This is a genomic window from Flavobacterium sp. J372, assembly GCF_024699965.1.
GTDB lineage: Bacteria > Bacteroidota > Bacteroidia > Flavobacteriales > Flavobacteriaceae > Flavobacterium.
This window is the reverse complement of the sequence record NZ_JAJOMZ010000004.1, coordinates 1,152,045-1,177,692: the sequence shown is the minus strand read 5'-3', so window position 1 is coordinate 1,177,692 and position 25,648 is coordinate 1,152,045. Positions and strand designations below refer to the sequence as shown.

Below are 25,648 nucleotides of genomic sequence, written 5' to 3'. Positions count from 1 at the left end.
CTGAAAAAAGGTAAGTATTGCTACCAGAAAGGCTGCCAGCGAAATAATTAAAATCTCCATACTACCAACTTCAATTACTTTAGCAAATATATCCACGGATCATTGTAAGCCGGAGGGTCAACATGAAAACTTTACGCTTTCTTTACTTTACAATTAATAATTTAATTACCAGCATACACATAATCTGCCGGCAGCATATCCCCTGTTTTTAATGACCCCAGATAGCCGCCAAACATAAGCGCTTCTAAAGGAAAAACCATACCGTTCTTATCTATGTAAAATTCATCCTGATTGAAAATGATAAATGAGGTGCGGTTTCTCCTGTCACTTACATTAAATGTAACCTCTTCGTCACTTTTAAACTGGCGGTTGTATACTTTTTGTATTTGTTTCGCTTCGGGGAGCACCTTGACCTTTTTTACACCCGCCGAATCTGTAACCTGAAGCAGGTCTTGAGGCCTGAACTTAGAGTGAAGTTTATACATATAAAAACCGCCTTTATCCCAACTGTTATTGCTCAATGTTTTCATAAGGTGCGGTACCGAGCCGTAGTATGCTTCCTGCCGTAATCTGTTAGCATTTCCGTTTTTAGACCTGTCCCTGAAAAGGGTATAGCCAGATATATTACAGGTAAGCGCGTCAATTTTGTCAATACTCTTTGCCCGGAATTTTACCCTAAAGCTTTTAAGGTCATAACTTATGTCATACTGCAATGTTGCATTTCTTATCAGTATGGGCTTTTCTGCCTCGGCGTTCAAGGTAAAAGTTTGTTCGTCATAGGTCAGGTAGATATCATTTTCATTGAGGATGGTGCATGAACTGGCAGCATCTGATGTACCGAGGAATTGCTCTTTAAAAGCTTTAAGCATTTGTTGGCGGCTGAAGAGCGGCTTATTTTTAGACACCACAACCTCTTTCAGGTTAAGTATTTCAGGTACAAGATTTATTTTTAAAGGCTGTCCGTCTTTGTAAGGGTCGGCAATGCGCTGGGTTTGAAACCCTATGAACGACACCACCAGGCCGGCCAAATACTGTTGCGTTGGCGTAACTTTAAAATAGCCATCAGCATCAGTAGTGGTTGAAAGCGTAGTACCGTCAAGGTAGACCGATGCACCCTCAAGCGGCCTGCCGTCAGCAGCGCTATATACATGCCCGGCAATGTTTTGTGCCCAAATAGTGCCGGTACATAACAACAGCAACAAAAGAAAGAGATGTTTCATTTGTAAGGTTTTTGCTAAAGTAATGATTTTTAAAACATAAGAGCAAATGCCGGCAATAAGCAGGAACATTACAAACAGAATCATTATATTTACAATAAATACTTACAAACATGGAGCTTTTTGTTTACATATTTGCCGCGCTTTTTTCTGTTATCAATCCGCTTGGGGCTGTGCCTATTTTTGTAGGCCTCACCCAGGATGACAGCACCAAAGAGCGGCAGCGGATATCACTTTGGTGCGCGGTAAACGTATTCATTATCATGCTCATTTCTTTTTTGTGGGGCAGTATGTTTTGGCTTTTTTCGGCATAAGCATAGATGCGCTCCGCATTGCCGGTGGCTTTATTATTGTAAACTCGGGCTTTTCACTCCTTAACCGTAAATTTACCCGAAGCCGTGGCGTAAACAAAGAAGTTGAAGACGATGCCCAACGCCGTAATGATATTGCACTCACGCCACTTGCCATACCCATGCTGGCCGGGCCGGGTTCTATATCGTTGCTTATTGCCATGTACCAGGATTACACAACAATTGAACAGCAAATCATTACCTGTTGCGCCATGGCAGCAGTAGCGCTGGTTATCTTCATCATCATGCGCAGCGCCCACTACCTTTCGCGTATACTCGGCGCCTCGGGTATTGTCGCCATTTCAAGGATTATCGGGTTTATCGTTATCGCCATCGGGATACAGTACATCATGAGCTCGATAGTAAATGTTGTATCGGCGATTAATTTTGGCTGATATGAGGGGACTAACCGTACGAATTATTGTGCATGAACCGAAAAGCTGGGATAAAAACCTGTTTGGGACAATCCTGTATGATCGTGGCGGTGACAGGCTATTGATTAAACTTAGTAAACCTTTAAAGGACGAAGAACTGGAAACAGATTTGATAGTCTTAAAGCCTGCAAATGATAAAGAGACTTTCAAACCTCTTCTTCAAAATTATTCTGTGATTGCTCATGGCAGTCTTACTGATGAAGACAATACTACTTCAGAACCTATACTATATGGAAGCGTTACAGTTGATTAACTTCAATATCAAAATTTGTTTTTTTAATAGTTGTGAATTTTTGCGGAATTAGTCCACTTCGATAGGTTCACTACAACTGGCTGAATAATTTGTTTCACTATTTCAAAGAACGAACTTCAAAACTTGAAACAAAAATTATTTTGCAAAGTTACGATGCCTTTTTCAAAAAGCTGTGAACGCTTCCGTTCAAAAATATGCAGTTCATCGATTTTACATTTTCCGCAAAAATGATGGTCAGGTTTGGAATTACTAGAAGTTTAAAAAAAGTAAGATTGTTAAAGAAGTGTTAAACCCTGCACCTGCATACTGCCAAAAGTGAAGCCTATTTTATACAATCTGAGTTCGATTAGGAAAATTTTAAGCCTAAATGTTAATGTAATCAAAACAAAAAAGCGCTAATATTTTGATTATTAGCGCTTTGAATCTTGAAGTAATTAATATGTTACTGTTTCTTTAAAAGGAAAACTTCAGCCATCATGCATCTTGCACTGCCACCGCCGCAAGCTTCAATCGTATCAAGATTTGCCGAAAGGATTTCAGTATGTTTTTCAAGTTTGCTAATCTGGTCTTTTGTCAATGCCTGGTGCGCCGATGCACTCATTACAAGATAACTTTTACCCTCTTTGTTTTGCACCTGAAGCATATTGCCGGCAAAGTTATTCAGCTGTGCCTCAGTAAGTAATATAATCTCCTTACCGTCATTGCGAAGATTCTCCAATACCATTTTGCGCTCTTTTTTGTCATCAATACAATCTGCACAAATAACGGCAAATGTCTCGCCAATACACATCATCACGTTGGTGTGATAGATGTGACGGCGCTCATTACCAACACTTTGGAAGGCTTCGAAGATGATTGGTGTCAGTTCAAAGTCTTCGCAGTATTCTATCAGCAGCTCTTCATCAGCCCTTGGCGAAAGCGCGCAATAGGCTTTGTGGTTTGTCCTGTCAAGTACTATACTTCCCGTACCCTCAAGAAAAAAACCGTCTTCTTCCGCAGAGGTATAATCAACTATGTTATCGATATTAAACCCATGATCTTCAAGCAGGTCTAGTATATCCTCACGGCGCTCCAGGCGGCGGTTTTCGGCAAACATCGGGTATAGCGCCACATCACCATTTTCATGGAAAGACACCCAGTTATTCGGAAAAATTGAGTCAGGCGTATCAGGGTCTTCCGTGCTATCTACTACAATTACATCTATGCCGGCAGCCCTTAGCTTTTCAACAAAGCCGTCAAACTCCTGCTGGGCTTTGGCATTTACCGTTGCCGGAGTAAGGTTTTCAAGTACTTTTTGGTAGTAATTATTTACCGCGGTTTGCTCATTCATGCGGAAAGCCACCGGGCGTATCATCAATATAGTATCAGTTATCTGTCTCATGGTCAAAATATTAGTCACGAATTAAAGGCAATGTTGAACAACGCAGCAGCCCTTCCTGTTTTGAAATCTCTGCATACGGAACTTCCTCTACAATAAAATCACGGTCGAGAAGCCAGTTCTTAAGCCTGCCAAAATTTTTCTCTATAACCACCACATTTTCAGCTATTGAAAAGAAATTTGATGTCATGTGATACATCTCTTCCCGCTCAATATGAAACAGGTTTTCATACCCGAAGAGATCAACCAGATATAGGTATTCCGCTTCATCACGGAAACCGCCTTTGTAAATCACGCCTTTGTCTTTACCTACCGGCTGAAAACAGCAATCGAGGTGCAGGGCGTTATCGCGTGGTTCAATCCTTGATTTTACCAAGTCAAATTCGCGCACAATTTTATTCGGAAACATTTCACGTATGTAGTTCACACCGTGCATATTGGTACGTGCAGTTATATACTCACTGTAATCTTTGCCTTTGTATGTACCGATGAAAATATGGTCATTCCACAAGATAACATCTCCCCCCCTCAATATGCACTTCTGCCGGCGGTTGCACCACTTTAGACGGGTCTATCTTTTTAATAATATGCTCAATTGCCTCAAGCTCACGCTCTCTGTCAGGCAGTATATTAGCTTTGATGAAAATGTCATCTATCACAAAACCGATGTCGCGGCTAAAGATTTGGTTATAATCTTTAATTAATTCGGGGCGGTACACATCCACATCATACTTTTTGAAGACCTCGAGCACAGCATTGATTTCTTTAACCATGTCTTCCTCTGTAGGATAGGTCCCTGCAAGAATGTGTTCCAAAGATTTCGGGTCGTATGCCTCGTGGGCTTCGGGTGTAGGTCCATTGCTTTCGGCAGTGCCGAGTATTACGGCACGTAGCCTTGATGTTTCGTTTTTTACGTTCAGCTCAAGCATAAAAATTGCTTTTTGGCAAATATAAGTAATGCCCCCTGAAAACTCACTATCTAAGCTATTTTAGTTTTAAAATTATCAATCACCTAATCAACAGACTATTTTTTATTGATAATTTGAGAATTGTTCAAAGATTTTAAAAACAAAAATCCCGAATGATACATCCGGGATTTCAGTTATTTGATAAGCCATTATCTTGACTCCATCGGGACAAAATCCCTTAGCGGCGCACCTGTGTAAATCTGGCGCGGACGGCCAATCGGCTCTTTGTTCACACGCATTTCTTTCCACTGTGCAATCCAGCCAGGAAGGCGCCCGATTGCAAACAGCACTGTAAACATTTCAGTTGGTATGCCCAATGCCCTGTAGATGATTCCGGAATAGAAATCAACATTCGGGTATAGGTTCCTTGATTTGAAGTAATCATCCTGCAGGGCAGATTCTTCAAGTTGTTTTGCTATTTTTAGGATAGGATCATCAACGCCAAGAGTAGAAAGCACTTCATCAGCAGCTTTCTTAATGATTTTAGCGCGTGGGTCGAAGTTCTTATAAACCCTGTGCCCAAAGCCCATAAGACGGAATGGGTCTTCTTTATCTTTTGCTTTGGCAAGATATTTTTCAGCATCTCCGCCATCTTTCTGAATAGCTTCAAGCATTTCAAGCACTGCCTGGTTAGCGCCGCCATGCAGCGGACCCCCAAAGTGCTGATACACCTGCAGAAATTGAAGCAAACAGGCCTGCGTGAGATGAGCCTACCATACGTACAGTTGATGTTGAACAGTTTTGTTCATGGTCGGCATGTAGGATGAAAAGCTTGTCAAGCGCATCAATTACCACAGGGTTAGTTTTATATGGCCCCGTAGGCAATTCAAACATCAGCCTCATGAAGTTTTCTACATATCCTTTTGTATTATCGTAGTAGTTAAGCGGGTAGCCCATTTGCTTCCTGTATGTCCAGGTAGCAATCACCAGGAATTTACCCATTGTTTTGCATACACCTTCATACATTTCCTTTTCATTAAAAACGTCAACCGATTTAGGGTTGAAAGCTGTAAGTGCACTGGTTAATGATGACAGTACGCCCATTGGGTGCGCCGTTTTCGGAAAACCGTCGATGATGTTCTTCATCTCTTCATTCACCAGTGTATATTTCCTGATGTCATTCTCAAACTTTTCAAGCTGTGCCGCTGTTGGCAATTCGCCAAAAATCAACAGGTAAGATACTTCAAGGAAATTTGCTTTAGCAGCAAGGTCTTCAATGGCGTAGCCACGGTAACGGAGTATACCTTCTTCACCATCAAGGAAAGTGATATCACTTTTACATACACCTGAATTTTTGTAACCCGGGTCCATTGTGATAGCGCCCGTTTCGCCGCGAAGCTTTTCGATATCAATGGCAACTTCATTTTCTGAGCCCACAATCATAGGGAGCTCATACTTTTTGCCATTAATCTCTAATATTGCAGTATTTGACATGATATTTATATGGATTTATTATATAATCCTGCGAATTTAATGAATTACATTTTATTTGTAAAGAAAATCATATGATAAATTCATTAAATTTTGAACATATTTCAAAAGCCGGCCTTATGGAAAGCCGGCTTTTAAATATATTGCGCATGTAAGATTATTCTTTAATCAAGTAACTTTTAAAACTGTGTAAGTTTAAAAATTACCTCTTTACCTTAAAAGCTTTCTCTTTCGGGAAATACGCTACATCAGCCAGCTCCTCCTCAATACGAAATAACTGGTTATACTTAGCCATACGGTCGCTTCGTGAAGCGGAACCTGTTTTAATCTGCCCGCAATTAAGCGCCACAGCAAGGTCGGCAATTGTGTTATCTTCCGTCTCGCCCGAGCGATGAGACATTACCGAAGTGTATCCAGCGTTGTGCGCCATGTTTACGGCAGCTATAGTTTCAGTAAGAGTACCAATCTGGTTTACTTTAATAAGAATTGAGTTTGCAATGTTTTGATTAATACCCCTTGCAAGGCGCTCTACATTTGTCACGAACAAGTCATCACCTACAAGCTGTACTTTGTCGCCAATTTGTTCCGTAAGGTATTTCCAGCCGTCCCAGTCATCTTCGTACATACCATCTTCAATAGAGATTATAGGGTATTTGGCTGCAAGTTTAGCAAGGTAATCTGCCTGCTCTTTAGATGTCCGTACCTTACCTGTTTCGCCTTCAAATTTAGTGTAGTCGTATTTACCGTCTTTGTAGAACTCAGATGCAGCACAATCAAGCGCAATCATAACATCGTCACCAAATTTGTAACCTGCATTCTCAACCGCTTTTTTTATGGTATCAAGGGCATCTTCGGTACCTCCTGCAAGGTTCGGGGCAAAACCTCCCTCGTCACCAACAGCTGTACTCAACCCACGGTCGTGAAGTACTTTCTTTAGGTTATGGAAGATTTCCGTACCTATCTGCATCGCGTGCGTGAAGTTATTTGCTTTTACCGGCATGATCATAAATTCCTGGAAGGCGATAGGCGCATCTGAATGCGAACCACCGTTGATGATGTTCATCATCGGTACTGGCAGTGTGTTGCCGGATACTCCGCCTACATAACGATATAATGGCAAGCCCAGTTCATTAGCTGCAGCTTTAGCCACGGCAAGCGATACACCTAATATTGCGTTAGCGCCGAGTTTAGATTTATTAGCAGTACCGTCAAGGTCAATCATCACTTTGTCAATAGCATTCTGTTCAAAGACTGACATCCCTACAATCTCAGCTGCGATGGTAGTGTTTACATTTTCAACCGCTTTCAAAACACCTTTGCCCATATAGGCTTTACCGCCATCACGAAGCTCAACCGCTTCATGCTCACCTGTAGAGGCTCCTGAAGGTACAGCAGCGCGGCCAAGTATACCATTGTCGGTTATTACATCAACTTCAATTGTTGGGTTACCTCTTGAGTCAAGGATTTGCCTTGCGTGTACTTTAATAATTATACTCATTATTTATATTTTTTGTTGGTATTTTAAGACATTAAAAAACAAATTTAACCAATTTGAATTACTGAAAGCACCCTTAATTATAAACTTATAAACGCAAACGTTTTAGCATAACAGCTTTAATAAGCTGTCTTTGCTTTCTCTATATTCGCTATAAACTGGTCAAACAGATATGTAGCGTCATGCGGGCCAGGGCTGGCTTCAGGGTGATATTGTACTGAAAAGCAGTTTTTACTTTTCATACGCATACCGGCTACTGTTCCGTCATTAACATGCTCATGTGTAATTTCAAAATCAGGATGAGCTTCTAAAGCCTCACGCACTACTGCAAATCCGTGGTTTTGCGATGTTATTTCTCCTTCACCGGTAAGGATGTTCTTCACAGGGTGATTTATGCCCCTGTGCCCGTTAAACATCTTGTAGGTCGGGATGCCGTTAGCCAAGGCCAGTACCTGATGCCCAAGGCAAATGCCGAAAACAGGTTCGTTCTTCTCCAGTATCTGGCGTGCCGTTTCCTGCGGAACAATCAGCGGGTCGGGATCACCCGGGCCATTTGACAGGAAGTAGCCATCCGGATTAAAACTTTTCAGTTGTTCATATGTGGCATCATACGGATATACTTTAATGTAGCAATCGCGCGAAGCAAGGTTACGGAGGATATTCTTTTTAATACCCAGATCAAGCGCTGCAATTTTATACTTCGCATCAGGATTACCAATGAAATAAGGCTCTTTAGTACTAACCTTCGAAGAAAGCTCCAACCCTTTCATATCCGGCACTTCCTGCAATTTGGCTTTCAACTCTTCTATTGATGTTCCGTCAGTACAAATAGCTGCATTCATGGCGCCATTATCGCGAATGTAGCTTACAAGGGCGCGGGTATCAACATCAGATATCGCTACAAGATTTTGCCTTTCAAAATAATCCTTAAGTCCTTCTTCTGAATTTACGCGCGAATGATTAAAGCTGAAGTTTTTACAAACCAGGCCGGCAATCATTACTTTGTCAGCTTCAATTTCTTCAGCGTTTGTACCGTAATTGCCTATATGTGCATTACTGGCTACCATAATCTGGCCGTAGTAAGACGGGTCGGTAAAAATCTCCTGATAACCTGTCATACCAGTATTATAGCAAACCTCGCCAAAAGTTGTGCCTGTAATACCAATTGACTTTCCGTAAAATATTGTCCCGTCTGCCAAAAGGAGAACTGCCTGTTCCCTGTTAGAATATTTCATGCTTGTTGTGTTGTAGTTGTTGTTAGTGCAAATTTAGTGTAAATCTTTCAATAGAGTAAAGGCAAAAAAAAAGGACAAACTTTACAGCTTATCCTTTTTTGTGTTATTGAAAAATCAAATTCATGATTATTCAGTAGCTTCTTTATTTTCTTCAGTTTCCACTGCTGGTGCAGCCTCAGCGGCAGGAGCAGTTTCAGCTTTCTTAGAAGACCTGCTGCGGCGGGTAGTCTTTTTCTCTTCTTTCTTAACTGCATTGTACAGTTCGTTGAAGTCTACAAGCTCTATCATTGCCATATCAGCGTTGTCACCAAGACGGTTACCAAGCTTAATGATACGTGTGTATCCGCCCGGACGGTCACCTACCTTAGCAGCTACCTCCCTGAAAAGTTCAGTAACGGCATATTTATTCCTAAGGTAAGAGAAAACGATACGCCTGTTGTGAGTAGTGTCTTCTTTTGATTTTGTTACAAGCGGCTCAATAAACATCTTAAGGGCTTTCGCCTTTGCAACAGTTGTATTGATGCGCTTGTGCTCTATAAGTGAACAGGCCATGTTAGCCAGCATCAGTTTCCTGTGCCCGGCCTGCCTGCCTAAGTGGTTTACTTTTTTTCCGTGTCTCATTGCTCTGTTATTTAAACCTTACGGCCCGGATTATTCTTTATCTAATTTATATTTCGCCAAATCCATCCCGAAGTGCAGGTTTTTAGCCGCAACAAGCTCATCAAGCTCAGTAAGCGATTTTTTACCGAAGTTACGGAACTTCATCAGGTCATTCTTATTGAATGATACAAGGTCTCCCAAGGTATCAACTTCAGCCGCTTTCAGGCAGTTAAGTGCCCTTACAGATAGGTCCATGTCAACCAGTTTGGTTTTAAGGAGCTGCCTCATGTGAAGTGATTCTTCATCATAAGATTCTGTTTGTGCTATTTCGTCGGCCTCAAGAGTTATTCTCTCATCAGAGAACAGCATAAAGTGATGAATCAATGTTTTAGCTGCCTCAGTAAGCGCTTCTTTAGGATGTATTGAACCGTCTGTTATGATTTCAAAAACAAGCTTTTCATAGTCTGTTTTCTGCTCAACACGGAAGTTTTCAATCGCGTATTTTACATTCTTTACCGGAGTAAAGATTGAGTCTGTAAAAATTGTTCCTATAGCAGCGTTTTGCTTTTTGTTTTCCTCAGCCGGAACATAACCCCTGCCTTTTTCAATAGTAAGTTCAAGGTTAATGTTCACCTTGCTATCCATATTAAAGATAACAAGCTCAGGGTTAAGCACCTGGAATCCTGATATAAATTTCTGGAAATCACCTGCTGTAAGCTGGTCTTTTCCTGTGAAAGAAACTGATACTGATTCGTTGTCAATGTCCTCAATCTGGCGCTTGAAACGAACCTGCTTCAGGTTCAGGATTATTTCGGTAACATCTTCAACTACGCCTGCTATTGTAGAGAATTCATGGTCAACTCCTTCAATACGCACAGAAGTAATTGCATACCCTTCAAGTGAAGAAAGCAAAACTCTCCTAAGTGCGTTACCAACAGTCAATCCATAACCTGGCTCAAGGGGACGGAACTCAAATTTCCCCGTGAAATCGGTTGAATCGATCATGATAACTTTATCGGGCTTCTGAAAATTAAATATTGCCATATTGTTCGACTGATGTCAATTATTATTTGTTATACAACTCGACGATTAGTTGTTCTTTGATATTTTCCGGGATTTGTATCCTGGCAGGTACTGAAACAAAAGTACCTTCTTTAGTATCGTTATTCCAGGTAATCCACTCATATACCTGAGATGAATTAGACAAAGAACGCTCGATAGTATCAAGAGATTTTGATTTTTCACGAACAGCAACTTTATCACCGGCTTTCAAATGGTAAGAAGGGATGTTTACCACTTCACCGTTTACAGTAATATGCCTGTGTGATACAATTTGCCTTGCAGCCCTTCTTGAAGGTGCGATGCCCATTCTGAAAACCACATTGTCAAGCCTTGCTTCACAAAGCTGTAGTAGGATTTCACCTGTTACACCTTTAGATGCTGCTGCTTTTTCATACAGGTTCCTGAATTGCTTTTCAAGGATACCGTAAGTGTACTTAGCTTTCTGCTTTTCCATAAGCTGTACAGCGTACTCTGATTTTTTACCTCTTTTTTTGGCTAAACCATGTTGCCCGGGAGGGTAATTCCTTTTTTCGAATGACTTGTCGTCTCCGAAGATTGCCTCGCCAAATTTACGGGCAATTTTAGTTTGTGGACCAGTATATCTTGCCATTGCTAAAAATTATAAAACAGGGATTATGAATTCAGGTCGTATCCTTCGATAATCTTTTTGTCCTGTTTTGGTTATACTCTAAAAATAATTAAACTCTTCTTCTCTTAGGAGGGCGGCATCCGTTGTGCGGCATTGGAGTTACATCAATGATTTCAGTAACTTCTATACCACCATTATGGATAGACCTGATAGCAGACTCACGTCCGTTTCCAGGGCCTTTAACGTAAACTTTTACTTTCTTAAGGCCTGCCTCCAAAGCAACTTTACTACAGTCTTCTGCTGCCATCTGAGCTGCATAAGGAGTGTTCTTTTTAGAACCCCTGAAGCCCATTTTTCCGGCTGAAGACCAAGAGATAACTTCACCTTTCTTGTTTGTCAAAGAAATGATGATATTATTGAAAGTTGCGTTAATATGAGCTTCGCCTGTAGACTCTACAATAACTTTACGTTTTTTTGTACTCGCTTTAGCCATACTACTTATTATTTAGTTGCTTTTTTCTTGTTAGCAACAGTTTTTCTCTTACCTTTTCTTGTCCTTGAGTTGTTTTTGGTGCGCTGGCCCCTTAATGGAAGACCAGATCTGTGACGGATACCCCTGTAGCAGCCGATATCCATAAGGCGCTTGATGTTCAAAGAAATTTCTGAACGAAGCTCACCTTCAATTTTGAAGTAAGATACAGCCTCACGGATGTTACCTATCTCTTCATCGTTCCACTCCTGAACTTTTTTATCTTCGCTTACCTGGGCTTTTGCAAGAATTTCCTGCGCCCTGCTTTTTCCTATACCAAAGATGTAGGTTAAAGCAATAACTCCTCTTTTGTTTTTAGGTATATCTACCCCTGCAATTCTCGCCATAATTATCCTTGTCTTTGTTTAAATCTAGGATTCTTTTTGTTAATAACGTATAATCTGCCTTTCCTGCGCACTATGATGCACTCGGCACTTCTCTTTTTAACTGATGCTCTTACTTTCATTTTAATAGCTTTAGTATCTATAAGTAATTCTTGCTTTGGATAAATCATAAGGGCTCATTTCAAGCTTCACCTTGTCACCCGGAAGCAACTTGATGTAGTGCATACGCATTTTGCCTGAAATATGAGCAATTACAATATGTCCGTTTTCTAACTCTACACGGAACATGGCATTTGATAGTGCCTCAATTATTGATCCGTCTTGTTCTATTGCTGATTGTTTTGCCATAAAAACCTTAAGCTACCGCTTTTCTATTTTTACCACTTTTCATCAATCCGTCATAATGCCTGTTCAACAAGTAAGAATTTATTTGCTGAATAGTATCGATTGCAACTCCTACCATAATGAGCAGCGATGTTCCGCCATAGAACAAAGCCCACTGTGACTGAACTCCAAGCAAACTTACCACTATGGCCGGGAACACGGCTATAAGCGCTAAGAATAAAGAGCCAGGGAAAGTGATTAATGACATAATCCTGTCAAGATAGTCCCCGGTTTCAACACCAGGCCTTACACCTGGTATAAAACCACCACTTCTTTTAAGATCATCTGCCATTTTATTGGTAGGCACTGTAATCGCGGTGTAAAAGTACGTAAAAATTATAATTAATAGAGCAAAAACTACATTATAGGCCAAACCGAACACATTCTGGAACTGCGTAGTAACGGTCTGGGCAGCTTCAGACTTTGAAAGGCCTGCAAGTGCAGCAGGTATGAACATGATAGCCTGGGCAAAGATAATTGGCATTACACCCGAAGCATTAAGCTTAAGCGGTATCCATTGCCTGTTGCCTCCCATCGCATCCTGTTCAAAATCACCTGATGTAGTACGCCTTGCATATTGTACAGGGATTTTCCTTACAGCCATTGTTAACAGTATACAACCTATGATTACAATTATCCAAAGCGCCACTTCAAGAAGAAGCTTTAGCGGGCCACCGTTATTTTCAGTAACTACAGATGTAAATTCCTGAATAAATGCCTGAGGCATCCTTGCGATGATACCGATAAGGATAAGTAGTGATATACCGTTACCAATACCTTTATCTGTAATCTTTTCACCAAGCCACATAGCAAATATGGTACCTGTTGTAAGGATAACTACTGCAGAGAAAAGGAATGAGAAGTTATCAAAACCTAGCATAAACGCATCTGCCGGCAGTGTCCTGTATAAGTTATAGATATAACCCGGACCCTGAACAAGAGTAATGGCTATTGTAAGCCAGCGCGTAATCTGGTTGATTTTCTTTCTTCCGCTTTCGCCTTCTTTCTGAAGTTTTTGAAGGTAAGGTATCGCGATACCCATAAGCTGTACAACGATAGATGCAGAAATGTAAGGCATAATACCTAATGCAAATACAGATGCCTGCGAGAACGCACCACCTGTAAATACATCGATAAGCCATCCGATACCTGAATCTGTCTGGGTTGTAAGGCTGTTTAGTTTTGTAGCATCAATGCCGGGCAGCGTTACATGTGCACCAAAGCGGTACACAAGCAACAACCCAAGAGTTACGAGGATCCTGTTTTTAAGCTCCTCTATTTTCCAAACATTGATAAACGCGTCTATAAATTTCTTCATCTGGCTTTAAAGATTATAAACTTACAGCTTCGCCGCCTGCAGCTTCAATAGCAGCCTTAGCAGTAGCAGTAAATTTGTGAGCAGTTACTTTTAGTTTTGCCTTAAGCTCTCCTCTTCCCAAAATCTTTACCATTTCATTTTTTGTAGCCAGCCTGTTTGCCACCAATACTGCAAAATCTACAGTATTATCTGTAACGATGCCATTATCTACAAGAGCCTGAAGCGTGTCAAGGTTTACACCTGCATACTCCTTACGGTTAATGTTTTTGAAACCGAATTTAGGCACACGGCGCTGTAACGGCATCTGTCCACCTTCAAAACCAATTTTCTTAGAGTAACCTGAGCGTGACTTGGCACCTTTGTGGCCGCGTGCGGCAGTACCGCCTTTGCCTGAGCCTTCACCACGGCCTACCCTTTTGTTCTGATTGTGTGTTGAACCTTCAGCTGGTTGCAAGTTATTTAAGTTCATAACTGTATTTGTTATTTAGTTTCTTCTACAGAAACCAAGTGTTTAACTTTGTTTACCATTCCAAGGATAGAAGAAGTTGCATCATGTTCAACAACCTGTCCTAATCTGCGAAGGCCCAAAGCCTCAAGAGTCCTCTTTTGCGTAAGTGGGCAGTTGATCTGGCTTCTAACCTGTTTTACTATTATTTTTGACATAATTTCCTTGAATTAACCTTTAAATACTTTCTCAAGAGATATTCCCCTTTGTTTAGCAACAGTCACTGCGCTCCTCATTTGAAGAAGTGCATCAAAAGTAGCTTTCACAACATTGTGAGGGTTTGATGATCCCTGAGACTTTGATAATACATCGTGAATACCTACCGACTCAAGTACTGAACGTACAGCACCACCGGCAATTACTCCTGTACCGTGAGATGCAGGCATAAGCAGTACGCGTGCACCGCCAAATTTACCTTTTTGCTCATGTGGTACAGACTGGCCTGAAAGTGGTATTCTTACAAGGTTTTTCTTGGCATCTTCAACTGCTTTAGCAATAGCTTCAGATACGTCTTTAGATTTGCCAAGGCCGTGGCCTACAACACCGTTCTCATCACCTACAACTACTATAGCAGAAAAGCCGAAAGCCCTACCACCTTTAGTAACTTTAGTAACACGGTTTACTGCAACCAGGCGGTCTTTAAGTTCAAGCCCGCTAGGTTTTACTAGTTCTACGTTTTTATAATTATGATACATAATTTCTTCTTAGAATTTAAGTCCGGCCTCTCTTGCGCCTTCAGCTAATGATTTTACACGTCCGTGGTAAAGGTAACCGCCCCTGTCAAAAGCGATGGTTTCAATACCGGCTTTAAGAGCCTTTTCAGCGATAGCCTTACCTACAGCTGCAGCAGTTTCTATATTAGTGCCTTTTGCAATACCTGCATCTCTTGAAGAAGCAGCAGCCAGAGTAACACCATTCACGTCATCTATGATTTGTGCATAGATTTCTTTATTGCTCCTGAAAACAGAAAGCCTTGGCATAGCAGCAGTTCCGCTTACAATCTTTCTGATCCTGAACTTAATTCTTTGTCTTCTTTCAGATTTATTTAATGACATAGTCTTAATTTTTAAGATTATTAAGCTGACTTACCTGCTTTTCTCCTTAATACTTCACCTACAAACTTAACTCCTTTTCCTTTGTACGGCTCAGGCTTACGGAAAGAACGGATTTTTGCCGCTACCTGCCCTAAAAGCTGTTTATCAAAAGAAGAAAGTTTTATTATCGGGTTCTTACCTTTTTCAGATACAGTTTCTACAGTAACTTCAGGTACAACTTCAAGCACAATGTTGTGAGAGAAACCAAGAGCGATATCCAGTTTCTGTCCCTGGTTTGACGCCCTGTAACCTACACCCACAAGCTCAAGCTCTTTTGTGAAACCTTCAGAAACACCTACAATCATATTATTGATAAGGGCCCTGTATAAACCATGTTTAGACCTTAGATCTTTATGATCTGAAGACCTTTCTACCAAAATCTGGCCATCTTCCATTTTAATGGTTACATCAGAAAACTCCTGAGTAAGCTGGCCTTTTTTACCTTTTACAGTCACCATACCATCAGCAACATCTACTGTTACGCCGGCTGGTATTGCAATTGGGTTTTTACCTATTCTTGACATTGTATAAGTCTTATTATTAGTATACGTAACAGATTACTTCACCACCAACATTCTGTTGCTTTGCCTGCTTTCCTGTCATCAAGCCTTTTGATGTAGAAACTATGGCAATACCAAGGCCGTTAAGGATCCTTGGAAGGTTATCAGCACCTGCATATTTACGCAAACCTGGTTTACTAATTCTCTGGATATCTTTAATTACAGACTCTTTAGTTTCTTTTTCATACTTAAGAGCGATTTTGATAGTGCCTTGTACAGCATTATCTTCAAATTTGTAGCTAAGGATATAGCCCTGATCGAATAAAATCTTTGTGATTTCTTTTTTAAGGTTAGAAGCAGGAACCTCTACCACTTTGTGGTTAGCACGTACTGCATTCCTTATCCTTGTCAAAAAATCTGCGATTGGATCTGTATACATATTTATTAATTTGCGGTAATGGTTTTCGGCCTGTTACGGCCGAACCTTTTACCAATTTATAATTCTTTAATTACCAGCTGGCTTTTTTCACACCTGGTATAAGGCCATTGTTTGCCATTTCACGGAAAGTTACACGTGAAATACCGAACTGGCGCATGTAGCCCCTTGGCCTTCCTGTAAGTTTGCAACGGTTGTGCTGGCGTACAGGTGAAGCGTTTTTAGGAAGTTTCTGAAGTCCTTCGTAATCTCCGGCTTCAAGAAGAGCTTTCCTTTTTTCAGCATATTTTGCTACCAAGGCAGCCCTTTTTACCTCACGGGCTTTCATTGATTCTTTAGCCATAACTTAATTCTTTTTAAAAGGTAAACCTAGTTCAGTTAATAATGACTTCGCTTCTTTGTCTGTTTGCGCAGAGGTCACAAAAGTAATATCTAATCCTGATATTTTGTTCACTTTATCAATATCAATTTCAGGGAAAATGATTTGCTCAGTAACACCAAGGTTATAGTTACCCCTTCCGTCAAAACCTGTTGCCTTAATACCGTTAAAATCCCTTACACGCGGGAGTGAAGCTGTAATAAGCCTGTCAAGGAATTCATACATCCTCTCGCCACGTAAAGTTACTTTAGCACCGATTGGCATACCTTTCCTAAGTTTGAATGACGCAACGTCTTTCTTAGAAATTGTAGATACTGCCTTTTGGCCGGTAATTTTTGTAAGTTCTTCAACTGCATAGTCGATAAGCTTCTTATCAGACACAGCTGCACCAACGCCACGGCTCAAAACGATCTTTTCAAGTTTAGGAACCTGCATTACGTTTTTGTAACCGAACTCTTCTTTAAGTGCAGGGACTACCCTGTCCTTATATTCTTGTTTTAGTCTTGGTATATAAGCCATCACTATAGTACTTGATTAGATTTTTTTGAAAATCTCACTTTCTTATCTCCCTCAGTCCCTAACGCCAGTTTTTGTAGTCTCTTTAGTTTTAGAGTCAACAAGGGCAATGTTAGAAATATGGATAGGAGCTTCTTTCTTCACGATGCCGCCCTGTGGGTTTTTAGCGCTTGGCTTAGTGTGCTTAGACACCATGTTAACGCCTTCAACAATCGCTTTGTTCTTTTCACGAAGCACGCGTACAACTTTACCTTCAGAGCCTTTGTGGTCTCCGGCGATAACTCTTACCGTGTCTCCTGATTTTATCTTTAGCTTTATCATTTTTGAAACGAATTAAAGCACTTCTGGTGCTAATGATACAATTTTCATGAATTGTTTTTCACGAAGTTCTCTCGCTACCGGACCAAAAACACGCGTACCTCTCATTTCACCAGCAGCATTCAACAATACGCAAGCGTTATCGTCAAACCTGATGTATGAACCGTCGGCACGGCGCACTTCTTTTTTGGTACGTACAACAACTGCAGTAGAAACAGCACCTTTCTTAACGTTACCGTTTGGTGTTGCATCTTTAATAGATACTACAATTTTATCTCCAACAGAGGCGTAACGACGTTTCGTTCCCCCTAATACACGGATAGTTAAAACTTCTTTTGCTCCCGTGTTGTCTGCTACTTTTAATCTAGATTCCTGTTGTACCATAATTACTTCGCTCTTTCAATGATTTCAACTAACCTCCAACATTTAGACTTACTTAAAGGACGTGTTTCCATGATCCTTACTGTATCACCAATGTTACAGTCGTTCGTTTCGTCGTGTGCAACATATTTCTTTGTTTTCAACACGAACTTACCGTATAATGGGTGCTTTACTCTTGTAGTTTGGGAAACCACGATTGATTTCTCCATTTTATTACTGGTAACTACACCTATTCTCTCTTTTCTTAAGTTTCTTTTTTTCCATCTTTCAGCTTAGACTACAATTATTGTAACTCTCTTTTGCTTAGCTCAGTAGCAACCCTTGCGATAGACCTGCGCACAGTACGAATCTGTAGCGGGTTTTCGATTGGAGAAATAGCGTGAGCTGATTTTAAGTCGGCATATGTCTTCCTTAGTTCACCAAGTTTACCTTGTAACTCAGCTGCAGACAGATCTTTAATTTCTGATTGTTTCATGATAAATTTGATTATGCTTCAAAATCCCTCGCAACGATAAACTTAGTTTTAACAGGAAGCTTTTTGTGCAGCAAGGCGAAGCGCCTCTTTAGCTACTGACAAAGGCACGCCTCCTACTTCAAACATTATCCTTCCCGGCTTTACAACTGCAGCCCAGTATTCAACTGCACCTTTACCTTTACCCATACGTACCTCAAGAGGTTTTTTGGTGATAGGCTTATCCGGGAAAATTTTAATCCAAAGTTGACCTTCCCTTTTCATGAAACGGGTTGCAGCGATACGTGCAGCCTCGATCTGGCGGGAAGTGATGAAAGATGAATCTAAAGACTTGATACCAAACATTCCGTTTGAAAGTTCGTGGCCCCTTTGAGACACGCCCTTCATTTTACCTTTCTGTACCTTACGGTATTTTGTTCTTTTAGGCTGTAACATTTTTCTTTAGTTTAATGATTACTTTCTTTTGCGTTGGTTACCACCACGGTCAGGCCTGCCTCCACGGTCTTGCCTGTCTTGAGATCCTGAAGGTTTAGACTGCTTTTTGTCCATACCTACTAACGGAGAAAGATCTCTTTTACCGTAAACTTCACCTTTCATGATCCACACTTTTATACCCATCCTACCATAAGTAGTGTGAGCTTCAGCAAGTGAGTAATCAATGTCCGCACGGAAAGTTGATAGAGGAATACGACCTTCTTTGAACATTTCTGAACGTGCCATTTCAGCACCGTTAAGACGACCTGAGATCATCACTTTTACACCTTCTGCGTTCATACGCATAGCGGCAGCGATAGCCATTTTAATAGCCCTCCTGTAAGAGATACGGCTTTCAATCTGGCGGGCAATGCTTGTACCTACAAGGTAAGCATCAAGTTCAGGCCTTTTGATTTCAAAGATGTTGATTTGAACCTCTTTGTCGGTAATTTTCTTAAGTTCTTCTTTCAGCTTGTCTACCTCCTGGCCGCCTTTCCCGATAATGATACCAGGACGTGCAGTGGTGATAGTAACGGTTACAAGCTTTAAAGTCCTCTCGATGATTACTTTAGATACACTCGCTTTTGATAAACGGGCATGGATGTACTTTCTGATTTTGTGATCTTCGGCAAGTTTATCGCCGTAGTCATTGCCACCATACCAGTTAGAGTCCCAGCCACGGATGATACCAAGGCGATTCCCGATTGGATTTGTCTTTTGTCCCATACTGTTTATTAATTGCTTTGTGTATTGTTGTTAATAGCTCCAAGCACGATAGTTACGTGGTTAGAACGTTTCCTTATCCTGTGAGCGCGGCCCTGCGGAGCTGGCCTAAGCCTTTTCAGCATCATACCACCGTCTACCCTGATTTCTTTTATGAACAGGCCAGCATCTTCAAGGCTTTCCTCACTGTTCTTCTGCTGCCAGTTGTTGATGGCAGAAAGAAGCAGTTTTTCAAGCTTGCGAGAAGCTTCCTTAGTACTGAACCTCAATATATTTAGCGCTAATTCTACTTTCTTTCCACGTACAAGGTCTGCAACTAAACGCATTTTCCTTGGTGAAGTCGGGCAGTTATTTAGCTTAGCGAATGCAATCTGCTTGTTAGCTTCTTTACGTGCATCGGCCATTTCTCTTTTACGAACTCCCATTGCTATTATTTTTTACCTTTATTTTTAGCACCGGCGTGGCCCCTGAAAGAGCGTGTCGGTGAAAATTCTCCTAATTTATGACCTACCATGTTTTCTGTTACGTAAACCGGAACGAACTGGCGCCCGTTGTGTACTGCGATAGTCTGCCCAACAAAATCCGGAGTAATCATAGAAGCGCGAGACCAAGTCTTAACTACACCCTTGTTACCTTTTTCGATATTTTCCTGAACTTTCTTATCTAACTTATAATGTACGAAAGGTCCTTTTTTTAATGAACGTGCCATATCTTACTTATTATTTTTTTCTACGTTCTATAATATACTTATTACTTGGGTTCACTTTAGAACGAGTCCTGTAACCTTTAGCCGGAAGACCTTTCCTTGAGCGTGGGTGACCTCCTGAAGAGCGTCCTTCACCACCACCCATCGGGTGATCTACAGGGTTCATAGCTACCGGCCTTGTCCTTGGCCTTCTGCCCAACCAGCGAGACCTACCTGCCTTACCGGAAACGATAAGCTGGTGGTCAGAGTTTGAAACTGCTCCAATTGTAGCCATACAAGTAAGAAGGATCAACCTTGTTTCACCTGAAGGCATTTTGATTGTAGCATATTTACCATCCCTTGCCATAAGCTGAGCGAAAGTACCAGCGCTGCGAGCGATAACCGCTCCCTGCCCAGGACGTAGTTCGATACAAGATATAACGGTTCCCAGAGGAATTTTGCTAAGAGGTAAAGCGTTACCGATTTCCGGGGCTGCATCAGCTCCTGAAACTACAGTCTGGCCTACCTGAAGACCGTTTTGTGCAATGATGTATGTTTTCTGTCCGTCAGCATAGTACAATAGAGATATGAATGCTGAACGGTTTGGATCGTACTCGATAGTTTTAACAGTCGCAGGAACACCTTCCTTCGTCCTTTTAAAATCAATCATACGATACCTTTGCTTATGACCACCGCCTGTATAACGCATGGTCATTTTTCCTTGACTATTTCTACCGCCTGAGTTTTTTTCGGTGCGATCAATGAACGCTCCGGCTTATCAGTTGTAATAGTGTCAAAGCTATTTACAACTCTAAAACGCTGACCCGGGGTAATAGGTTTTAATTTTCTAACTGACATTTTCTATTAGATATTATTATAAAAATCTATTGTTTCACCTTCCTGTACTTGTACAATAGCTTTTTTGTAAGCATTTGTCTTTCCTGAGATTAAACCACTCTTAGTGTATTTAACCGATCTATCAGCCCTGTAATTCATTGTGTTAACATCAACAACACTCACCCCGTAAGCTGCCTCAACAGCATTCTTAATCTGGATTTTGTTTGCTTTTTTGTCAACAACAAAACCAAAGCGGTTGAAAACTTCACCGTCTTTAGTTATTTTTTCAGTAATGATAGGTTTAATTATGATACTCATAGCCCTATTATTTGCTTAAATTTTCTTCGATTCCTTCTAATGAACTCTCTAAAAGAACCAGGTTATTCGCATGTAAAATAGCGTAAGTACTTAATTCTGAAGAAGTTACAACACTTGAAGCCTTTAGATTGCGAGACGACAAATATACATTTTTATTCGCATCACCCAACACAAACAGCGATTTTTTGTTTTCTAACCCTAAAGCTTTCAATACGTTAATGAAATTTTTAGTGTTCGGAGCGTCAAAATTGAAGTCTTCAAGAACCACTAAATTACTCTCCTGAGCTTTAAGTGCAAGAGCAGATTTCCTTGCAAGGCGCTTAAGGTTTTTGTTAAGCTTGAAAGAGTAGCTCCTCGGCCTTGGGCCAAATACTGTACCACCGCCTTTAAACAATGGGCTCTTTACAGAACCTGCACGCGCAGTACCTGTACCCTTTTGTTTCTTCACCTTACGCGTACTACCTGTCACTTCAGCCCTTTCTTTGGCTTTGTGGGTACCCTGGCGCTGGTTGGCAAGATATTGCTTAACATCAAGGTATACAGCGTGTTTGTTTGGCTCTATACCGAAAACTGAATCAGAAAGAGTAATCGTTCTGCCAGTTTCTTTTCCGTTGATATTTAATACTTTTACTTCCATTACTTCTGAATGATTACATAAGAGTTTTTGTGCCCCGGTATAGCGCCTTTTACTACTAAAAGGTTCTTATCGGCAACAACTTTTAAAACTCTAAGGTTTTGAACTGTTACATTTTCACCACCTGTACGGCCTGCCATGCGCATTCCCTTAAATACCCTTGAAGGATAAGAAGATGCACCCACAGAACCAGGAGCCCTAAGACGGTTGTGCTGACCGTGAGTAGACTGCCCAACACCACCAAAACCGTGGCGCTTTACAACACCTTGGAAGCCTTTACCTTTTGATACTCCTTTTACATCCACGAATTCGCCTTCTGCGAAAACGTCTACAGTGATAACATCACCTAATTTGTGCTCAGTTGCGAAATCCTGGAATTCAACGACTTTCTTCTTAGCAGAAGTACCTGCCTTTTTAAAGTGGCCCTGAGCCGCTTTAACAGCATGCTTTTCTGTTTTGTCATCGAAACCAAGTTGCAACGCTTCATACCCGTCAACCTCGTTGGTTCTGACTTGGGTAACAACGCATGGTCCAGCTTCTATCACGGTACAAGGAATGTTCTTCCCGTTCTCGTCGAAAATACTGGTCATGCCGATTTTTCTTCCAATTAACCCAGACATAAAAATTTGTTATTAATTAATTAATTCCCTTCAATTTATAGCATAGGACACTATAAACAGGGGTGCAAAAGTAGTCATTAAAATGAGAATATCAAACACTTACAAAAAAATATCTTAAATATTTTGCTGATTTACAGCCATTCTAATTTTTGTACCAATAAAAAGCCCCGACTTTCGTCGGGGCTTAATTATATAAAGCGGAATTATCACACTTTGATTTCAACTTCTACACCGCTTGGCAGTTCTAATTTCATTAGGGCATCAATGGTTTTAGAAGAAGAGCTGTAAATATCAAGAAGCCTCTTGTAAGAGCTAACCTCAAACTGCTCCCTTGATTTTTTGTTTACGTGCGGCGAGCGCAGTACGGTAAAAATCTTTTTGTGTGTAGGAAGCGGAATAGGGCCTGTTACTACAGCTCCTGTGCTTTTTACAGTCTTAACGATCTTTTCAGCAGACTTGTCTACAAGGCTGTGATCGTATGATTTTAGTTTTATTCTGATTTTCTGACTCATTTTCTTTTGAATTAAGCGTTTCCTTTAGCTTTTTTGATAACCTCATCGGCGATGTTAGATGGTGTCTCTGCATAGTGAGAGAATTCCATTGTAGATGTCGCACGGCCTGAAGATAGTGTCCTTAGCGTAGTTACGTAACCGAACATCTCTGAAAGAGGAACGCTTGCCTTAACTACTTTAGAACCTGCCCTGTCATCCATGTTATTGATCTGTCCGCGACGACGGTTAAGGTCACCAACGATATCACCCATGTTTTCCTCCGGCGTAAGCACTTCAAGCTTCATGATCGGCTCAAGGATTACAGCACCTGCAGCTTTTGCAGATTCTTTATAACCCATTTTAGCTGCAAGTTCGAATGAAAGTGCATCCGAGTCAACCGGGTGGAATGAACCGTCAAGAAGTGTTACCTTCATGCTGTCCATCTCATAACCGGCAAGAGGGCCTTGCTTCATAGCTTCTTTGAAACCTTTTTCAATCGCAGGGATAAATTCTTTAGGAATGTTACCACCTTTAACTTCGTTAACGAACTGAAGCCCCATCGGCGCTTTTCCGTCAACTTCGTCAGCCGGCTCAAGCCTGAATACGATATCACCAAATTTACCACGGCCACCAGATTGCTTTTTGTAAGTCTCCCTGTGGTTAGCAGAACGTGTGATAGCTTCTTTATACTCAACCTGTGGCTCACCCTGGTTAACTTCAACCTTAAACTCACGCTTAAGACGGTCAACAAGGATATCAAGGTGAAGCTCACCCATACCAGAAATGATAGTCTGGCCTGATGCATGGTCTGTCCTTACGGTAAACGTAGGGTCTTCCTCAGCAAGTTTAGCCAGAGCCATACCCATCTTATCAACGTCAGCCTTAGTTTTAGGCTCAACCGCGATACCAATTACCGGGTCAGGGAAGTTCATACTTTCAAGAACGATAGGGTTCTTTTCATCAGAAAGAGTATCACCCGTTTTGATGTCTTTAAAACCTACAGCTGCACCAATGTCACCTGCCTCGATATATTCGATTGGGTTTTGCTTGTTAGCGTGCATCTGGTAGATACGAGAGATACGCTCTTTGTTGCCTGAACGGTTGTTCAACACATAAGAACCTGCATCAAGACGGCCAGAGTAAGCGCGGAAGAATGCAAGACGGCCTACATAAGGGTCGGTTGCAATCTTGAATGCAAGGGCCGAGAACGGTTCAGATGCATCCGGCTTACGGAAGATAGGCTCATCAGTATCAGGGTTTGTACCTTCAATAGCTTCTTTGTCAAGTGGCGAAGGAAGGAATTTACAAACCGCGTCAAGCATAAACTGTACGCCTTTGTTTTTGAATGAAGAACCGCAAAGCATCGGGATGATAGCCATATCAATAGTAGCTTTCCTTAGCGCTTCGTTGATTTCATCTTCAGTAAGAGAATCTTCATCCTCCATATATTTCTCAAGAAGGTTCTCATCATACGCAGCCACCTCTTCAATAAGCTGTGACCTGTACTGGTGTGCCTCTTCTTTCATCTCTTCCGGGATAGGAATAATGTCAAAAGTAGCGCCCTGAGTATCATCATGCCATACGATAGCCTGGTTCTTGATAAGGTCTACCACACCTTTAAAGTCAGCCTCGTCACCAATCGGTAGTACAATAGGCACAGCATTACTCTTAAGCATGTCTTTCACCTGCTGGCAAACAGCAAGGAAGTTTGACCCCTGGCGGTCCATCTTATTAACGAAGCCCATACGTGGCACACGGTAATTGTCAGCAAGCCTCCAGTTAGTTTCAGACTGTGGCTCAACACCGTCAACAGCGCTGAAAAGGAACACAAGTCCGTCAAGTACCCTTAGCGAGCGGTTTACCTCAACAGTAAAGTCAACGTGGCCCGGGGTATCAATGATGTTGAAGTGGTAGTCCTTAGTATCAGCAAGGGGTTTGCCCTGCTCTGTAGGGAAGTTCCACGTACAAGTAGTAGCAGCAGATGTAATGGTGATACCACGCTCCTGCTCCTGCGCCATCCAGTCCATGGTAGCAGCGCCGTCGTGCACCTCACCAATCTTGTGTGACTTACCTGTGTAGAAAAGGATACGCTCAGTTGTTGTCGTTTTACCGGCATCAATGTGAGCAGCAATACCTATGTTTCTTGTATATTTTAAATCTCTAGCCATTTCTTTGGAATGATTATTTTCTTTAAGGATTAAAATCTGAAGTGAGAGAACGCCTTGTTTGCTTCTGCCATCTTGTGAGTATCCATACGTTTCTTAACAGCAGCACCTTCTTCTTTAGCAGCAGCTAAAATTTCAGAGGCAAGCCTTTGCGCCATAGATTTCTCATTTCTTCTCCTTGCATAAAGAATCATCCATTTCATTGCCATGGATATTTTCCTGTCGGGGCGTATCTGCATTGGTATCTGGAAGGTAGCACCACCTACACGACGGCTGCGTACTTCTACGTGAGGCATAACGTTAGTCAATGCATCTTTCCATGTTTCAAGTGCAGATTTCTCAGCGTCTTGCTTTTTAGTCTCCACGATGTCAATAGCATCATAAAATACTTTAAAAGCAGTTGATTTCTTACCGTCCCACATCAGGTTGTTCACAAAACGTGTAACCAGCTGGTCGTTAAACCTCGGATCCGGTAAAAGAGGTCTTTTTTTGGCCTGTCTTTTTCTCATGTCT

General features: G+C 41.4%; 33 protein-coding genes and 6 pseudogenes. 2 read left to right on the top strand and 37 right to left on the bottom strand.

Annotation, left to right across the window (positions count from 1 at the left end; genetic code table 11):
- Positions 1-161: 161 nt before the first annotated feature.
- Positions 162-1,220 (bottom strand): carboxypeptidase-like regulatory domain-containing protein, encoded by a 1,059-nt coding sequence (locus tag LRS05_RS05875; RefSeq protein WP_257867451.1) that lies wholly within the window; start codon positions 1,218-1,220, stop codon positions 162-164.
- 110 nt (positions 1,221-1,330) lie between these two features.
- Between LRS05_RS05875 and LRS05_RS05870 the strand changes: the two are divergent.
- Positions 1,331-1,878 (top strand): annotated as a pseudogene (locus LRS05_RS05870) (MarC family protein); the annotation flags it as partial.
- Between the two features lie 85 nt (positions 1,879-1,963).
- A complete protein-coding gene (locus tag LRS05_RS05865) occupies positions 1,964-2,254 on the top strand; it encodes a hypothetical protein (RefSeq protein WP_257867450.1) in 291 nt (96 codons plus the stop codon).
- A gap of 442 nt (positions 2,255-2,696) precedes the next feature.
- Here the strand turns inward: LRS05_RS05865 and ctlX are convergent, their stop codons facing one another.
- The 36 genes and pseudogenes from ctlX to rpsG form a co-directional block, all read right to left on the bottom strand.
- A complete protein-coding gene (ctlX, locus tag LRS05_RS05860; protein WP_257867449.1) occupies positions 2,697-3,635 on the bottom strand; it encodes a citrulline utilization hydrolase CtlX in 939 nt (312 codons plus the stop codon).
- Positions 3,636-3,645: 10 nt separating this feature from the next.
- Positions 3,646-4,561, bottom strand: a pseudogene (locus tag LRS05_RS05855) (dimethylarginine dimethylaminohydrolase family protein).
- A gap of 188 nt (positions 4,562-4,749) precedes the next feature.
- Positions 4,750-6,034 (bottom strand): annotated as a pseudogene (locus LRS05_RS05850) (citrate synthase).
- A gap of 199 nt (positions 6,035-6,233) precedes the next feature.
- Entirely contained in the window at positions 6,234-7,529 is a 1,296-nt protein-coding gene (eno, locus tag LRS05_RS05845) for a phosphopyruvate hydratase (protein WP_257867448.1), read from the bottom strand.
- Between the two features lie 116 nt (positions 7,530-7,645).
- On the bottom strand, positions 7,646-8,761 hold the full coding sequence (gene carA, locus LRS05_RS05840; RefSeq protein WP_257867447.1) for a glutamine-hydrolyzing carbamoyl-phosphate synthase small subunit: 1,116 nt from the start codon (positions 8,759-8,761) through the stop codon (positions 7,646-7,648).
- A gap of 126 nt (positions 8,762-8,887) precedes the next feature.
- Positions 8,888-9,382 carry a 50S ribosomal protein L17 gene (gene rplQ / locus LRS05_RS05835; RefSeq protein ID WP_257867446.1) on the bottom strand — a complete coding sequence of 165 codons (495 nt, stop codon included), beginning with the start codon at positions 9,380-9,382 and terminating at the stop codon, positions 8,888-8,890.
- 30 nt (positions 9,383-9,412) lie between these two features.
- A complete protein-coding gene (locus tag LRS05_RS05830; protein ID WP_257867445.1) occupies positions 9,413-10,405 on the bottom strand; it encodes a DNA-directed RNA polymerase subunit alpha in 993 nt (330 codons plus the stop codon).
- 22 nt (positions 10,406-10,427) lie between these two features.
- On the bottom strand, positions 10,428-11,033 hold the full coding sequence (rpsD, locus tag LRS05_RS05825) for a 30S ribosomal protein S4 (RefSeq protein WP_257867444.1): 606 nt from the start codon (positions 11,031-11,033) through the stop codon (positions 10,428-10,430).
- Between the two features lie 88 nt (positions 11,034-11,121).
- Positions 11,122-11,505, bottom strand: coding sequence for a 30S ribosomal protein S11 (rpsK, locus tag LRS05_RS05820; protein WP_023574076.1), 384 nt, complete (start codon positions 11,503-11,505; stop codon positions 11,122-11,124).
- An 8-nt stretch (positions 11,506-11,513) separates the two neighbouring features.
- Entirely contained in the window at positions 11,514-11,888 is a 375-nt protein-coding gene (rpsM, locus tag LRS05_RS05815; protein ID WP_257867443.1) for a 30S ribosomal protein S13, read from the bottom strand.
- A gap of 2 nt (positions 11,889-11,890) precedes the next feature.
- Positions 11,891-12,007: a type B 50S ribosomal protein L36 gene (ykgO, locus tag LRS05_RS05810; RefSeq protein WP_002987490.1), complete on the bottom strand. Its 117-nt coding sequence runs from the start codon at positions 12,005-12,007 to the stop codon at positions 11,891-11,893.
- A gap of 10 nt (positions 12,008-12,017) precedes the next feature.
- The gene (infA, locus tag LRS05_RS05805) at positions 12,018-12,233 is read right to left on the bottom strand and encodes a translation initiation factor IF-1 (RefSeq protein WP_007136545.1); all 216 of its coding nucleotides are present in this window, start codon (positions 12,231-12,233) and stop codon (positions 12,018-12,020) included.
- A gap of 7 nt (positions 12,234-12,240) precedes the next feature.
- Positions 12,241-13,587, bottom strand: a complete 1,347-nt coding sequence (secY, locus tag LRS05_RS05800) for a preprotein translocase subunit SecY (protein WP_257867442.1) — start codon at positions 13,585-13,587, stop codon at positions 12,241-12,243.
- Between the two features lie 13 nt (positions 13,588-13,600).
- Positions 13,601-14,056 carry a 50S ribosomal protein L15 gene (rplO, locus tag LRS05_RS05795; protein WP_257867441.1) on the bottom strand — a complete coding sequence of 152 codons (456 nt, stop codon included), beginning with the start codon at positions 14,054-14,056 and terminating at the stop codon, positions 13,601-13,603.
- Between the two features lie 11 nt (positions 14,057-14,067).
- The gene (gene rpmD / locus LRS05_RS05790) at positions 14,068-14,250 is read right to left on the bottom strand and encodes a 50S ribosomal protein L30 (protein ID WP_257867440.1); all 183 of its coding nucleotides are present in this window, start codon (positions 14,248-14,250) and stop codon (positions 14,068-14,070) included.
- A gap of 12 nt (positions 14,251-14,262) precedes the next feature.
- Positions 14,263-14,787 carry a 30S ribosomal protein S5 gene (rpsE, locus tag LRS05_RS05785; RefSeq protein ID WP_257867439.1) on the bottom strand — a complete coding sequence of 175 codons (525 nt, stop codon included), beginning with the start codon at positions 14,785-14,787 and terminating at the stop codon, positions 14,263-14,265.
- Positions 14,788-14,796: 9 nt separating this feature from the next.
- Positions 14,797-15,147, bottom strand: a complete 351-nt coding sequence (rplR, locus tag LRS05_RS05780; RefSeq protein WP_257867438.1) for a 50S ribosomal protein L18 — start codon at positions 15,145-15,147, stop codon at positions 14,797-14,799.
- Positions 15,148-15,167: 20 nt separating this feature from the next.
- Positions 15,168-15,710, bottom strand: coding sequence for a 50S ribosomal protein L6 (rplF, locus tag LRS05_RS05775; protein ID WP_257867437.1), 543 nt, complete (start codon positions 15,708-15,710; stop codon positions 15,168-15,170).
- A gap of 16 nt (positions 15,711-15,726) precedes the next feature.
- Entirely contained in the window at positions 15,727-16,125 is a 399-nt protein-coding gene (gene rpsH, locus LRS05_RS05770; protein WP_257867436.1) for a 30S ribosomal protein S8, read from the bottom strand.
- Between the two features lie 70 nt (positions 16,126-16,195).
- A complete protein-coding gene (gene rpsN / locus LRS05_RS05765) occupies positions 16,196-16,465 on the bottom strand; it encodes a 30S ribosomal protein S14 (RefSeq protein WP_094413657.1) in 270 nt (89 codons plus the stop codon).
- Between the two features lie 3 nt (positions 16,466-16,468).
- Positions 16,469-17,020: a 50S ribosomal protein L5 gene (gene rplE, locus LRS05_RS05760; protein ID WP_257867435.1), complete on the bottom strand. Its 552-nt coding sequence runs from the start codon at positions 17,018-17,020 to the stop codon at positions 16,469-16,471.
- Positions 17,021-17,022: 2 nt separating this feature from the next.
- Positions 17,023-17,338: pseudogene (gene rplX / locus LRS05_RS05755) on the bottom strand (50S ribosomal protein L24).
- Between the two features lie 12 nt (positions 17,339-17,350).
- Positions 17,351-17,719: a 50S ribosomal protein L14 gene (gene rplN / locus LRS05_RS05750; RefSeq protein WP_007803649.1), complete on the bottom strand. Its 369-nt coding sequence runs from the start codon at positions 17,717-17,719 to the stop codon at positions 17,351-17,353.
- 2 nt (positions 17,720-17,721) lie between these two features.
- Positions 17,722-17,949 carry a 30S ribosomal protein S17 gene (rpsQ, locus tag LRS05_RS05745; RefSeq protein WP_257869238.1) on the bottom strand — a complete coding sequence of 76 codons (228 nt, stop codon included), beginning with the start codon at positions 17,947-17,949 and terminating at the stop codon, positions 17,722-17,724.
- A gap of 50 nt (positions 17,950-17,999) precedes the next feature.
- On the bottom strand, positions 18,000-18,191 hold the full coding sequence (gene rpmC, locus LRS05_RS05740; RefSeq protein WP_114676967.1) for a 50S ribosomal protein L29: 192 nt from the start codon (positions 18,189-18,191) through the stop codon (positions 18,000-18,002).
- Positions 18,192-18,202: 11 nt separating this feature from the next.
- Positions 18,203-18,623, bottom strand: a pseudogene (gene rplP / locus LRS05_RS05735) (50S ribosomal protein L16).
- 18 nt (positions 18,624-18,641) lie between these two features.
- A complete protein-coding gene (gene rpsC, locus LRS05_RS05730) occupies positions 18,642-19,388 on the bottom strand; it encodes a 30S ribosomal protein S3 (RefSeq protein WP_257867433.1) in 747 nt (248 codons plus the stop codon).
- Between the two features lie 8 nt (positions 19,389-19,396).
- Positions 19,397-19,810, bottom strand: coding sequence for a 50S ribosomal protein L22 (rplV, locus tag LRS05_RS05725; protein ID WP_257867432.1), 414 nt, complete (start codon positions 19,808-19,810; stop codon positions 19,397-19,399).
- Positions 19,811-19,815: 5 nt separating this feature from the next.
- On the bottom strand, positions 19,816-20,094 hold the full coding sequence (rpsS, locus tag LRS05_RS05720) for a 30S ribosomal protein S19 (RefSeq protein ID WP_014085019.1): 279 nt from the start codon (positions 20,092-20,094) through the stop codon (positions 19,816-19,818).
- A 10-nt stretch (positions 20,095-20,104) separates the two neighbouring features.
- A pseudogene (gene rplB / locus LRS05_RS05715) lies at positions 20,105-20,928 on the bottom strand (50S ribosomal protein L2).
- Positions 20,929-20,934: 6 nt separating this feature from the next.
- The gene (gene rplW, locus LRS05_RS05710) at positions 20,935-21,225 is read right to left on the bottom strand and encodes a 50S ribosomal protein L23 (RefSeq protein ID WP_257867431.1); all 291 of its coding nucleotides are present in this window, start codon (positions 21,223-21,225) and stop codon (positions 20,935-20,937) included.
- Between the two features lie 7 nt (positions 21,226-21,232).
- Positions 21,233-21,862, bottom strand: a complete 630-nt coding sequence (gene rplD / locus LRS05_RS05705; protein WP_257867430.1) for a 50S ribosomal protein L4 — start codon at positions 21,860-21,862, stop codon at positions 21,233-21,235.
- Entirely contained in the window at positions 21,862-22,479 is a 618-nt protein-coding gene (gene rplC, locus LRS05_RS05700) for a 50S ribosomal protein L3 (protein WP_257867429.1), read from the bottom strand. Before rplC ends, rplD begins: the two co-directional genes overlap by 1 nt.
- A gap of 206 nt (positions 22,480-22,685) precedes the next feature.
- Positions 22,686-22,991 carry a 30S ribosomal protein S10 gene (gene rpsJ / locus LRS05_RS05695; RefSeq protein WP_020213633.1) on the bottom strand — a complete coding sequence of 102 codons (306 nt, stop codon included), beginning with the start codon at positions 22,989-22,991 and terminating at the stop codon, positions 22,686-22,688.
- 11 nt (positions 22,992-23,002) lie between these two features.
- Positions 23,003-25,138: an elongation factor G gene (gene fusA / locus LRS05_RS05690; protein WP_257867428.1), complete on the bottom strand. Its 2,136-nt coding sequence runs from the start codon at positions 25,136-25,138 to the stop codon at positions 23,003-23,005.
- Positions 25,139-25,167: 29 nt separating this feature from the next.
- Positions 25,168-25,644 carry a 30S ribosomal protein S7 gene (gene rpsG, locus LRS05_RS05685; RefSeq protein ID WP_114757470.1) on the bottom strand — a complete coding sequence of 159 codons (477 nt, stop codon included), beginning with the start codon at positions 25,642-25,644 and terminating at the stop codon, positions 25,168-25,170.
- Positions 25,645-25,648: the final 4 nt, after the last annotated feature.

Coding starts and splice junctions, on each gene's coding strand:
- LRS05_RS05875 (WP_257867451.1), bottom strand. CDS start 1,220: ATGAAACATCTCTTTCTTTTGTTGCTGTTGTTATGTACCGGCACTATT.
- LRS05_RS05865 (WP_257867450.1), top strand. CDS start 1,964: ATGAGGGGACTAACCGTACGAATTATTGTGCATGAACCGAAAAGCTGG.
- ctlX (WP_257867449.1), bottom strand. CDS start 3,635: ATGAGACAGATAACTGATACTATATTGATGATACGCCCGGTGGCTTTC.
- eno (WP_257867448.1), bottom strand. CDS start 7,529: ATGAGTATAATTATTAAAGTACACGCAAGGCAAATCCTTGACTCAAGA.
- carA (WP_257867447.1), bottom strand. CDS start 8,761: ATGAAATATTCTAACAGGGAACAGGCAGTTCTCCTTTTGGCAGACGGG.
- rplQ (WP_257867446.1), bottom strand. CDS start 9,382: ATGAGACACGGAAAAAAAGTAAACCACTTAGGCAGGCAGGCCGGGCAC.
- LRS05_RS05830 (WP_257867445.1), bottom strand. CDS start 10,405: ATGGCAATATTTAATTTTCAGAAGCCCGATAAAGTTATCATGATCGAT.
- rpsD (WP_257867444.1), bottom strand. CDS start 11,033: ATGGCAAGATATACTGGTCCACAAACTAAAATTGCCCGTAAATTTGGC.
- rpsK (WP_023574076.1), bottom strand. CDS start 11,505: ATGGCTAAAGCGAGTACAAAAAAACGTAAAGTTATTGTAGAGTCTACA.
- rpsM (WP_257867443.1), bottom strand. CDS start 11,888: ATGGCGAGAATTGCAGGGGTAGATATACCTAAAAACAAAAGAGGAGTT.
- ykgO (WP_002987490.1), bottom strand. CDS start 12,007: ATGAAAGTAAGAGCATCAGTTAAAAAGAGAAGTGCCGAGTGCATCATA.
- infA (WP_007136545.1), bottom strand. CDS start 12,233: ATGGCAAAACAATCAGCAATAGAACAAGACGGATCAATAATTGAGGCA.
- secY (WP_257867442.1), bottom strand. CDS start 13,587: ATGAAGAAATTTATAGACGCGTTTATCAATGTTTGGAAAATAGAGGAG.
- rplO (WP_257867441.1), bottom strand. CDS start 14,056: ATGAACTTAAATAACTTGCAACCAGCTGAAGGTTCAACACACAATCAG.
- rpmD (WP_257867440.1), bottom strand. CDS start 14,250: ATGTCAAAAATAATAGTAAAACAGGTTAGAAGCCAGATCAACTGCCCA.
- rpsE (WP_257867439.1), bottom strand. CDS start 14,787: ATGTATCATAATTATAAAAACGTAGAACTAGTAAAACCTAGCGGGCTT.
- rplR (WP_257867438.1), bottom strand. CDS start 15,147: ATGTCATTAAATAAATCTGAAAGAAGACAAAGAATTAAGTTCAGGATC.
- rplF (WP_257867437.1), bottom strand. CDS start 15,710: ATGTCAAGAATAGGTAAAAACCCAATTGCAATACCAGCCGGCGTAACA.
- rpsH (WP_257867436.1), bottom strand. CDS start 16,125: ATGTATACAGATCCAATCGCAGATTTTTTGACAAGGATAAGGAATGCA.
- rpsN (WP_094413657.1), bottom strand. CDS start 16,465: ATGGCTAAAGAATCAATGAAAGCCCGTGAGGTAAAAAGGGCTGCCTTG.
- rplE (WP_257867435.1), bottom strand. CDS start 17,020: ATGGCTTATATACCAAGACTAAAACAAGAATATAAGGACAGGGTAGTC.
- rplN (WP_007803649.1), bottom strand. CDS start 17,719: ATGGTACAACAGGAATCTAGATTAAAAGTAGCAGACAACACGGGAGCA.
- rpmC (WP_114676967.1), bottom strand. CDS start 18,191: ATGAAACAATCAGAAATTAAAGATCTGTCTGCAGCTGAGTTACAAGGT.
- rpsC (WP_257867433.1), bottom strand. CDS start 19,388: ATGGGACAAAAGACAAATCCAATCGGGAATCGCCTTGGTATCATCCGT.
- rplV (WP_257867432.1), bottom strand. CDS start 19,810: ATGGGAGTTCGTAAAAGAGAAATGGCCGATGCACGTAAAGAAGCTAAC.
- rpsS (WP_014085019.1), bottom strand. CDS start 20,094: ATGGCACGTTCATTAAAAAAAGGACCTTTCGTACATTATAAGTTAGAT.
- rplW (WP_257867431.1), bottom strand. CDS start 21,225: ATGAGTATCATAATTAAACCTATCATTACTGAAAAAATAACTAAAGAC.
- rplD (WP_257867430.1), bottom strand. CDS start 21,862: ATGGAAGTAAAAGTATTAAATATCAACGGAAAAGAAACTGGCAGAACG.
- rplC (WP_257867429.1), bottom strand. CDS start 22,479: ATGTCTGGGTTAATTGGAAGAAAAATCGGCATGACCAGTATTTTCGAC.
- rpsJ (WP_020213633.1), bottom strand. CDS start 22,991: ATGAGTCAGAAAATCAGAATAAAACTAAAATCATACGATCACAGCCTT.
- fusA (WP_257867428.1), bottom strand. CDS start 25,138: ATGGCTAGAGATTTAAAATATACAAGAAACATAGGTATTGCTGCTCAC.
- rpsG (WP_114757470.1), bottom strand. CDS start 25,644: ATGAGAAAAAGACAGGCCAAAAAAAGACCTCTTTTACCGGATCCGAGG.